This is a genomic window from Mesorhizobium sp. M1A.F.Ca.IN.020.03.2.1 (assembly GCF_004023205.1).
In the GTDB taxonomy this organism is placed as follows: Bacteria; Pseudomonadota; Alphaproteobacteria; order Rhizobiales; family Rhizobiaceae; genus Mesorhizobium.
In genome coordinates, this window is record NZ_RZSV01000218.1 from 1 (window position 1) to 9,158 (window position 9,158).

Consider the following 9,158-nt stretch of genomic DNA (forward strand, 5'->3'; position numbering starts at 1 on the left):
GACCTCATACTCCTGATCCCCCGACACACGGTCGCGATCGCGCGAATCGCGTTTGCTTTTGTCGTCCGCCATGGTTCTCCTCCTCTCTCCGGACTAAAAGGAAAGACTGACGAGGCGAGAATGTTCCTTCTATCCGCTTTCGGCGCTGCGCAGCAGCATCGACAAGTGCTCTCGATGCATCGGGGCGTCCAATCGCGTCGCCAAGCAGTTGCTGAAGTTTTGTTCACGACATCGTGAATTGGACCTACAGGCAGCGATCCCTTTGGGGTGTAGCCGTCAGGTGGCAACATGAAGCCCGTCGCGTACGCTCGTTGGCTGCGACCGGCTTTTAGCGCTTAAAGTCCTGGTGTCAGCGGCGAAAGGCGGCGCTGCAGACTTGCCCGTGCCCAAACGGGGCCAAAGGCCCGGCCTGCCAGCTATGGTCCCCGACGCCGCAGTCCGGCACCCTGAGAGCTGTCTGCTCGGCTTTTTATTAGCTAAGCCTTAGAAATGTTAATGTCAGTCGCTGCAAAGGGGCACATAATCTATATCTGCCCCGGCCCGTGACGGGGTAAGAGGCCCGGCCTGTTCCGCTCAAGTCGTCCCCCGACTCCCCCGCACGCAGGCCGGGTCGCCCTGTCCTAAGCCGAGCCCAGCGCCGTCTCTCCGATTTCTCTGTCCCGAACGGGAACATCCGGACCGGTAAGCGGTTGGGCCCCCCGCGGCACGGTTCGTTGTCCCAGTTCTATCGAGCCGTCTGATAAGCAAGCAGCGTAGCCCACTCGACCTCCCCTCGCGAGCGGGCTCTTCCATTTGTGGCGGTCTGGATGACCGTAACGGCTGGACGCAGCAAGAACTGATCGAGGGGCGAATGTCTATCACCGACGGCTGTCTTGACTCCCTTCGCCATCAGGTTTTCGGAGAACTTGAGAAGGCGTTTGAGCGACCCGGGCCCGTCTTCGGAGGAATGGCGAGAGGGTCCGCGGCTAGTGAAGCCTGCCCTTGGCAGGTTTGGCCGCCGACCCGCTGAAGATTTCTTTAAGTGCTTCCTCCAGCTCCAGCCCGAGCCGGAGCACGGGCTCAGGAATAGAGATCAGCTGCGTCTTCGCCGAAAACACCGAGCCGGCTTGTGAACCGGTCGGCTTCGACAGCAGTCGCGAAAGGTGTTTTCGCCGGAAGGCGTGAACTTCTTCCAATAGGCTTAAGAATCTCAGGGCGTCCGCCGTCGGCAAGTTTTGGCTCCTCAATCGGGCAATCCGCTCGCGCTGACGCGCAATGTGCCACTCGCCGTGTCGAACGAGCCGCTGCAACATGCTGATATGATCGTGGAGAAGCATCGCGCATAACGTCAGGGTACCGATGTCGTTCCAGAGGCGGCCCGGCAATCGCCCTTAAACACCACGGGTCCCATTTCGGGACACCAAATTCGCCGGGACCGGGCTCGCATACCAAGCCATTGCCGGTTGATCCCGGTAAGCTCGTCGGGCTTGAGGTTGTTGTTGGGGGCCTCGCCCGGCGAGTTGGGAAGTTAGGAAGGGATTGGATCTCGTGAGGCGTCCAGATCGGTCTCGCTCAGAAGCGGAACGGGTCGATCATTACGCCGTTACGACTGATGACGCTTGCTGACGACATTGAGATGGTGCGGGGACACGTTAGTCTAGGCAGACGACACATCGCCCAGCAGCGCGAGCGCGTAGCCGTGTTAGAACGCCTCGAATTGCCTACTGACAAGGCGCTCGAACTGCTCGATCTTTTCGAACGCATGCAGGACCTTCACGAAGTGCATCTGTCCAGGCTGTTGGCAAGAGCGGAGGATAGGAAAGCGGCGAAGATGCCGCCGCACATTTGTTGACCTCTCTGGGTACCACTGAAAGAACCGTTCCGCTCGGAGGTTCCCTCGTTCGGAGATCAGAAACCGCGCAGGACTGTAGCGAGACCGGTATGTGCAACGACTACGAGCAGCATGTCGCTTGGGCAGAGTACTGCCGACTGATGGAGTCGCTGGCTCTAAAGATCCCAATCCATCAGACCGAGCTCGATCTGCCGCAGGCTGACGACATCCGCGTCAACGACCCGGCTCCGATAATGCGCGTTGCCGGCGATGCAATCGAGCTGGCCTCGATGACATTCGGCTTTCCGCCGGCCGGTCCCAAAGGCGGGCCGGTTTTCAATTTCCGCTCCGAGGGCCGACAGTTTGGCAACAGCAAGCGCTGCCTGGTTCCCGCTTCCGCATTCTTCGAATTCACGGGAACGAAATATCCGAAAGCGAGACACCGCTTCACCCTGAACGGCGGGCCGTTCATGGCAATTGCGGGGCTTTGGCGGGAGGCGGCCGGCAACAAGCCGCCCAGCTTCACGATGCTGACGACAGATCCTGGGCCGGACGTCGCACTGTATCACAATCGTCAGGTCGTGATTCTTCAGCCGGAGAACTGGTCCGCCTGGCTCAACCTGACAAGGCCCGAACGTGAGCTGCTGCTGCCGCTTCCAGCCGGGTCGCTCGCGGTCGAGACGGTGAGGCCGGAGAGCTATTAGTTCAGATCGCCCGAGGGTTCGCGGACATGCCCGGGAGCCTCGCGCCTCTTCTCACGCAAGTGCCTGCACTGTTCGAGCGCGACCTTGAATGCCGCGGCAGCGAGATCGCATTTGTGCTTAGATGGGCCGTTGCTCTGGATCACAATTTCGGCCTGTCTGATTGTCAGACCGTGCCTGCCCGCAAACTCGTCTAGGTCGTAGTCTTCCTTCCAACACGACCGCTTCAAACCTTGCATTGTCGCTCCCATGATATCGAAAGGTGACGAGGCAACGCGAGACCGCTGATTAGGTTTCAGATTGGCGAAAAAAGGTGCCCGGCGCGTCTGACCTGTAATCCTTGCCGCTCTACAGGTAGCGTTCCCCTTCGCCGCGGTGCTCGAAACAAAACCAGTGCGACGGCTGTCTCGGGCGAGCAAACCCCCAGCCGGCATCTTTCTCGCAGCCCTGGTGCTCGCAGACATGACCGAGAGGACCTCGCTCGTGTGTCTGGACAGCCTCGCCGGGGCGTGTCGGCTCATCGCTCATTCGCCGGATCCTGTTCGAAATACTCGAGGATGATGATGTAACCGGATTCGACCCAGACCTTCAGGTCGTCGGGGAATTCACGGTTGGTGATTTCACGTTCCGGCTGCCAAATGACATTGACCACACGGCCCCCATTTTCTGCGGCCTCGTTGAGTTTCATGTGCAGCACCTTCGCGTCGTCGGGACAGGTCTCGATCGAATAGCGAGTTGGCATGGCATTCTGCTCTGTGTGACTTGGGAGACATACCTAAAAGATTCCACAGGCGGTCTTGACGATCAAGGAAAATGTTCCTCATTTGTTCCCATGCCAGAGACCTACGGCCCAAAGCGACGGGACTTTCCGCTGTCGAGCCTGAACGACACCATGCGCCTGGTGCGCGTGCGGTGCCGCTGTTGCAAGCGGCAGCACAACTACCATCCGTCGGATCTGATCCAGATCTTCGGCGATGTCGACGTCGACTCGCTCGCCTACCGCATGAAATGCGAGAACGGCGTCGACCACGGTATGCTCGATGTCGAGGCCTTCGTCCCGACCGGCCGCGAAGGCGTCGGCTTGCGCATCCGGCGCCTGGTGGCGATTAAGATCAACCGGTGCCGGTTTGGAAGGAGGAAGGTCCGAATTGACGAACGACCAATTCGAACGCGCGCTTGAGGCTCTGCTCGCGGCCGACCCCGGGCCGGTGTCGATCAAGGCCGGCGTAGCCGCGCTGCGCGCGATCGGGAGCGAGGAGCCGGATGGCGAGCTGCAGTCGCTGGTCGGAACGTTCGCGGCCGAGCGCCGCAGGGCGATACGCTTTGACCTCTGAAGCCAGCAGGGCGACGACCGTCATCGGCCTGACCCTGAGTTTCAGGTGGGATATCAGGTGGGAGGTAAAATCGAGAGGAAGCTAACTGATTGTTTTTTCTGGTCGGAGTGGCAGGATTTGAACCTGCGACCCCATCGTCCCGAACGATGTGCGCTACCAGACTGCGCTACACTCCGTGACCAGACGGCGGGCTTATAGCCGCCACTTTCCGATCCTGCAAGCGTCAATGGCTGCACTTGTGTCGCATTTCTCGGCTTTCACCCAGCTTGCCCGGATGGCATGCGATTTAGCCGTCGGATAAAGACCGGCTTAAAGGCTTTCGTGATAAGCCGCGCCCTTTACAGATCGGCATTCCGGCTCTCTGGAGTTTCGACCATTGACCTTCACGATTGTTGGCGAAGCCCGGTCCAACAGCTTCGAATTCGAGACCTCGGCGCTGATCAAGGCGTCGGGCTTTCGCGAATATGATGCGCGCTGGTGGGTCGGCCATCCCGGCTCGACCAAGGCGCCGGAGCTCAATTTGATCGGCGTCCAGGCGCTCGGCATGGGTCTGGGCACGCTGATCCGGCGCTTGGGCGTTGGGCCGGATATCGTCACCGGCCATGATTTCCGCTCCTATTCGCTGTCGATCAAGCTGGCGCTGGTCTCCGGCCTGATGGCGGCGGGCGCCCGGGTGAAGGATATCGGCCTGGCTTTGTCCCCCATGGCCTATTTCGCGCAGTTCGCGCTCGATACACCCTCGGTCGCCATGGTCACCGCCTCGCATAACGAGAATGGCTGGACCGGCGTCAAGATGGGGGCGGCGCGGCCGCTCACCTTCGGTCCGGAAGAGATGGGCGCGTTGAAGAAGATCGTGCTCGAAGCCGACTTCGACCTCCGCGGCGACGGTGCCTACGAGTTCATGTCCGGTTTCCGGGAGCTCTATGTCGATGATCTTACCAAGGGCAAACACATCTCGAGAAAGCTCAAGGTCGTTTGCGCCTGCGGCAACGGCACGGCTGGCGCCTTCGCGCCGGAAGCGCTGGCGCGTGTCGGCTGCGAGGTGATCCCGCTCGACGTCGAGCTCGACCATGCGTTCCCGCGCTACAATCCCAATCCCGAGGACATGCAGATGCTGCGTGCCATCAGCGAGAAGGTGCTGGAGACGGGCGCAGATGTCGGACTGGGCTTCGATGGCGACGGCGACCGCTGCGGCGTCGTCGACAACGAGGGGAACGAGATCTTCGCCGACAAGGTCGGGCTTATGCTCGCGCGCGATATTTCATCGTTCCATCCGGGCTCGGCCTTCGTCGTCGACGTCAAGTCGACGGGGCTTTTTGCCACCGATCATGTGCTCAGGGCGAACGGCGCCACAACTGACTATTGGAAGACCGGCCATTCCTATATCAAGCGCCGCGTTGCCGGGCTGGGTGCCGTCGCCGGCTTCGAGAAATCCGGGCATTTCTTCTTCAACCCGCCTATCGGCCGCGGCTATGACGACGGGCTGATCACCGCGATCGTCGTCTGCCAGATGCTCGACCGCAATCCGCGGAGCTCGATGGCCGATCTCTGCCGCGCGTTGCCGCTGACCTACGGTACGCCGACCATGTCATCGCAATGCCCCGACGAGGTGAAGTACGGCGTGGTCGACCGCGTCGTGGCGGATTTTCAGACGATGCACCGCGAAGGTGCTGACTTTGCCGGCCAGAAGATCGTAACGCTCATCACCGTCAACGGTGTGCGCGTCGTTGCGGAGGACGGCACCTGGGGCCTTGTGCGCGCCTCCTCGAACAAGCCCGAGCTTGTCGTGGTGGTGGAGAGCCCGGTATCGTCCGAGCGGCGCCGGCAGATGTTCGAAGCCGTCGACGCCGTGCTGCGCCGCAGTCCCGAAGTCGGCGCCTACAACCAGACCTTCTGACAGGGCAGCCATGAGCCAGCGCATCGTCAGTTTCGTCATGAGCGGCGGCGTCGGCTCGCGGTTATGGCCCCTGTCGCGCGAGGACAATCCCAAGCAATTCCACGACCTTTCCGGCGACGGTTCGATGCTGGCCAAGACCTTGCGCCGGCTGGCCGCGCGGCCTGAAGGGCAGACGCCGATCTTTCTCATCGCATCGGAGCGCCATGCCGACCGCGTCCATGCCGATCTTGCCGGCATTGATCTCGCCGGCGGCGGCCCATTGTTCGAGCCCACGGGGCGCAACACCGCCGCTGCCGTGGCGCTTGCCAGCCTGCGCACCCTCTCCGAATTTGGCGATGAGCTTGTTCTCGTGGTGCCCTCCGACCACGAAATCTCCACCGCGCGGCAGTTCTGGCGGAGCGTTGAAGCGGGTGCTGCGGCGGCGAGAACCGGTCGCTTGGTGGTGTTCGGGATTAAGCCGACGCAGCCCGAAATCGGCTATGGCTATATCGAGGTCGCGGCCGATCGCGACGGCGTGTTCGACGTCTCGCGCTTCGTCGAGAAGCCCGACCTCGCCACCGCGCGGGCTTATCTCGACGCCGGCAGCTTCTATTGGAATACCGGCATTTTCCTGTTTCGCGCCGGCGCCATGCGAGATGCCTTCGCCGCCTTCGAGCCCAGGATCTGGCAGGCGACGGAAGCCGCTTATCACGCGGCGACCAACGATCTTTCCGGGCTCTACATGCCGCTGGAACTTTACTCGGCGATCCCGTCGACCTCGATCGACTACGCTATCATGGAGCGGGCCAAGGACATCGCCATGGTGGCGGCCGGATTCCGCTGGAACGATCTCGGTTCGTGGCAGTCGCTGCTCGATGTCGGCCCGTCCGACAGCCACGGTAACGTCATCCTCGGCGATGTCGTCGCCATCGATTGCGAGAACTCCTACATCCGCGGCGACGGCCGGCTGCTGTCGGCCATCGGCATGAAGGACGTGGCCATCGTCTCGACGGCAGACGCCACCTTCGTGGCGCCGGTCAGCCACAGCCAGCACGTCAAGAAGATCGTCGAGCAGCTGGAGAAATCCGGCCGGCTGGAGACGAGGTTCACGCCGGCGCATGACCGCGTCATCGAGAGCGGCGCCTGGCGGCGCCGCGTTCGGCACTGGCTGTTCGAGGAGACGCTGCCGCTGTGGTCGAGGTCAGGCGTCGATGAGCGCCATGGCGGCTTCCATGAGGCGCTGGGCTTCGACACCGCGCCGTTGATGAAGCCGAAACGCATGCGCACGCAGGCGCGCCAGATCTATGCCTTCGCCGTCGCCAAGGAGCGCGGCTGGGACGGCCCGGCGGATCGGCTGATCGCTCATGGCCTTGACTTCATGGCAGGCCGGGGCCGCACCGACAAAGGCGGCTGGGTGCGCACGCTCAATGTCGACGGCTCGGTCGCCGATCCGGTCGAGGACGCCTACGACCATTCCTGCGTGCTTCTAGCGCTGGCGCACGCCCATATTTCGGGCCATTCCGACGCCTTGCGGCTCGGCGAGGAGACCTTTGCCTTCCTCGACGCCCATCTCGAGGACAGCCGCATGACCGGCTTCCTCGACACGTCTGGCGGCGAAGGCGAGCGGCGCTCCAATCCGCACATGCATCTGCTCGAGGCTTTTCTGGCCTGGCACCAGGCGACCGGGGAGCGCGCCTATCTGCGCCGCGCCTCGCGCATCATCGACCTCTTCCGCAGCCATTTCTTCGACGCCGAGAGCTGGACGCTGGGTGAATATTTCGACGATAGCTGGAAGCCAGTGGCGGGCGAGAAGGGCAGCTGGACCGAGCCCGGCCATCATTTCGAATGGGCCTCGCTGCTGATCGATTTCGCCGCGCGCAGCGGCCAGACCGACCTCAATGGTTTCGCCCGCAAGCTTTATGCATCGGCCGTCGCCAACGGCCTCAACCGTGCCACCGGTCTTTCCTATGGAGCGGTCTCGCGCCAGGGCCTCCCGCTCGACACGGTCTCGCGCAGCTGGCCGCAGGCCGAAGCGGTGAAGGCGGCGATCGCGCTCAATGGCGCGGGAGGGCCCGACCTCAAGCCCGAGATCGAGGCGCGCGTCGGCCGGCTGTTCCGCTGGCACATCGACCCGGCGCCGCTCGGCCTCTGGATCGACCGCATCGACGAGCGCGGCCGCTCGATGGCGACCGATGTGCCGGCCAGCATTTTTTATCACCTCGTTTGCGCGCTGATGCAGTATCTGGATGGGACGGCGGAGAAGAGGTGAGGCTTGAGAGAAGCGGACACCGGCGAATTTGTAGAAGTTCCGGGCGATACAACTCTCTGGAAGACGCAGGGCGTTGCGCCGCGAAGGATAGACCTTCCCTTAGAGGCCCGTGGCCGCTTTAGTTGGTACGCTCCCCTTTTCGGGATCGCCGCCGCGTTGGCACTGTCTTCCTCAGTGAAGTACTATTCTTCTGCCGTCCAAAACTGGCAAGCTGGAAATTCGCTCGATCGAGTGGCGTGGGCTGCTGAAGTATTCGGATGCCTCTTTGTCAGCGTCCTGTTCGTCGGAATGTTTGTAAGGGTGGTTTTGGATGCGGCGAATCCGGTCCCATTGCTCATTCTCACCAGGGAAACGTTGTGGGATAGGCGTCAATTGCATGAGCCGGTGCCGTGGAGCGCAATTGAATCCATTAGGGTCCAATCATTCAGGGGTACGCTCCTAGTTTACCTGCGACTTGCGCAACCTGTGCCAGTTAGAAGCGGACTGTTTCGACTGGGCGGGGCGCTGAGAGGCGGGTTGAAATCAAATATTCGAGTGTTGATTTCTCACCTCGATCAGAACGACGAAACCATTGCCAAAGTGCTTGCCGCTCTTGTCAGGAAGAATGGCGGAAAGGTCGAAGGATATTCAGCTTACGCATCCTACCAGCCATGAATCTTTCACGATCGAAAGCCGACTTCAGTAAGGCGCCGCCACATCCCCGGTCTCGACATAGACCGCCTTCAGCTGCGAATAGTGCGCCAGCGCCGCCAGCGAGTTTTCCCGCCCGATGCCGGACTGCTTGACGCCGCCGAAGGGCATTTCCACCGGCGTCAGATTGTAGGCGTTGATCCAGCAGGTGCCGGCTTGCAGCTCGGCGATCACACGATGCGCGCGCGGCAGGTCGCGGGTGAACACGCCCGCCGCCAGGCCGAAGTCGGTGTCGTTGGCGCGTTCGATCACCTCGTCCTCGCTGTCGAATTTGAGCACGCTCATCACCGGCCCGAAGATCTCCTCGCGCGCGATCCGCATGCCGTCGGTCACGCCGGTGAACACCGTCGGCTCGATGAAGAAGCCGCCTTCGAAGCCTTGCAGCGAGGGCACATTGCCGCCGCTGGCGAGCGTCGCCCCTTCCTCTCTGCCGGCGGCGATGTAGGAAACGACCTTGTCCTGCTGCGCCTTGTTGACC

Annotated in this window: 11 protein-coding genes and 1 tRNA gene; 8 read left to right on the plus strand and 4 right to left on the minus strand. The window is 61.9% G+C overall.

The genetic code is table 11. The features are described 5' to 3' along the window. Window positions 1-237, plus strand: a 237-nt coding sequence (locus EOA79_RS33245; protein ID WP_206639266.1) for a hypothetical protein, incomplete at its 5' end; no start/stop codon positions are given. Between the two features lie 728 nt (window positions 238-965). On the opposite strand, the gene EOA79_RS25665 is transcribed toward EOA79_RS33245, so the two are convergent. Then, on the minus strand, window positions 966-1,211 hold the full coding sequence (locus EOA79_RS25665; RefSeq protein WP_127214802.1) for a hypothetical protein: 246 nt from the start codon (window positions 1,209-1,211) through the stop codon (window positions 966-968). A 380-nt stretch (window positions 1,212-1,591) separates the two neighbouring features. On the opposite strand from EOA79_RS25665, the gene EOA79_RS25670 reads away from it, so the two are divergent. Together EOA79_RS25670 and EOA79_RS25675 are read left to right on the plus strand one after the other, a co-directional pair. Next, window positions 1,592-1,831 carry a hypothetical protein gene (locus tag EOA79_RS25670; protein WP_127214800.1) on the plus strand — a complete coding sequence of 80 codons (240 nt, stop codon included), beginning with the start codon at window positions 1,592-1,594 and terminating at the stop codon, window positions 1,829-1,831. An 89-nt stretch (window positions 1,832-1,920) separates the two neighbouring features. Continuing rightward, complete coding sequence (locus EOA79_RS25675) at window positions 1,921-2,514, plus strand: SOS response-associated peptidase family protein (protein ID WP_127335515.1); 594 nt, start codon at window positions 1,921-1,923, stop codon at window positions 2,512-2,514. A 514-nt stretch (window positions 2,515-3,028) separates the two neighbouring features. Here the strand turns inward: EOA79_RS25675 and EOA79_RS25690 are convergent. Continuing rightward, window positions 3,029-3,253: a hypothetical protein gene (locus EOA79_RS25690; protein WP_127214792.1), complete on the minus strand. Its 225-nt coding sequence runs from the start codon at window positions 3,251-3,253 to the stop codon at window positions 3,029-3,031. A gap of 90 nt (window positions 3,254-3,343) precedes the next feature. Here EOA79_RS25690 and EOA79_RS25695 point away from each other — a divergent pair, with 90 nt between their 5' ends. Further along, window positions 3,344-3,691, plus strand: a complete 348-nt coding sequence (locus tag EOA79_RS25695) for a hypothetical protein (RefSeq protein WP_127214790.1) — start codon at window positions 3,344-3,346, stop codon at window positions 3,689-3,691. Next, complete coding sequence (locus tag EOA79_RS25700) at window positions 3,660-3,845, plus strand: hypothetical protein (protein WP_127335513.1); 186 nt, start codon at window positions 3,660-3,662, stop codon at window positions 3,843-3,845. Before EOA79_RS25695 ends, EOA79_RS25700 begins: the two co-directional genes overlap by 32 nt. A 99-nt stretch (window positions 3,846-3,944) precedes the next feature. On the opposite strand, the gene EOA79_RS25705 is transcribed toward EOA79_RS25700, so the two are convergent. After that, a tRNA-Pro gene (locus EOA79_RS25705) sits at window positions 3,945-4,021 on the minus strand. A gap of 200 nt (window positions 4,022-4,221) precedes the next feature. Between EOA79_RS25705 and EOA79_RS25710 the strand changes: the two genes are divergently transcribed. The 3 genes from EOA79_RS25710 to EOA79_RS25720 are packed head-to-tail and all read left to right on the plus strand — an operon-like array spanning window position 4,222 to window position 8,644. Beyond that, a complete protein-coding gene (locus tag EOA79_RS25710) occupies window positions 4,222-5,742 on the plus strand; it encodes a phosphomannomutase/phosphoglucomutase (protein WP_095823752.1) in 1,521 nt (506 codons plus the stop codon). A gap of 10 nt (window positions 5,743-5,752) precedes the next feature. Next, window positions 5,753-7,990, plus strand: a complete 2,238-nt coding sequence (locus EOA79_RS25715; protein ID WP_095823751.1) for an AGE family epimerase/isomerase — start codon at window positions 5,753-5,755, stop codon at window positions 7,988-7,990. Window positions 7,991-7,993: 3 nt separating this feature from the next. After that, entirely contained in the window at window positions 7,994-8,644 is a 651-nt protein-coding gene (locus EOA79_RS25720) for a hypothetical protein (protein WP_127335512.1), read from the plus strand. Window positions 8,645-8,668: 24 nt separating this feature from the next. Here EOA79_RS25720 and EOA79_RS25725 read toward each other — a convergent pair. Further along, a partial coding sequence (locus EOA79_RS25725; RefSeq protein ID WP_128293419.1) for an aldehyde dehydrogenase family protein occupies window positions 8,669-9,158 on the minus strand: 490 nt, incomplete at its 5' end.

What these genes read in the sequence shown, in the direction of transcription:
- EOA79_RS25675 (WP_127335515.1), top strand. Translation starts at nt 1,921, where the DNA reads ATGTGCAACGACTACGAGCAGCATGTCGCTTGGGCAGAGTACTGCCGA.
- EOA79_RS25695 (WP_127214790.1), top strand. Translation starts at nt 3,344, where the DNA reads ATGCCAGAGACCTACGGCCCAAAGCGACGGGACTTTCCGCTGTCGAGC.
- EOA79_RS25670 (WP_127214800.1), top strand. Translation starts at nt 1,592, where the DNA reads ATGACGCTTGCTGACGACATTGAGATGGTGCGGGGACACGTTAGTCTA.
- EOA79_RS25715 (WP_095823751.1), top strand. Translation starts at nt 5,753, where the DNA reads ATGAGCCAGCGCATCGTCAGTTTCGTCATGAGCGGCGGCGTCGGCTCG.
- EOA79_RS25690 (WP_127214792.1), bottom strand. Translation starts at nt 3,253, where the DNA reads ATGCCAACTCGCTATTCGATCGAGACCTGTCCCGACGACGCGAAGGTG.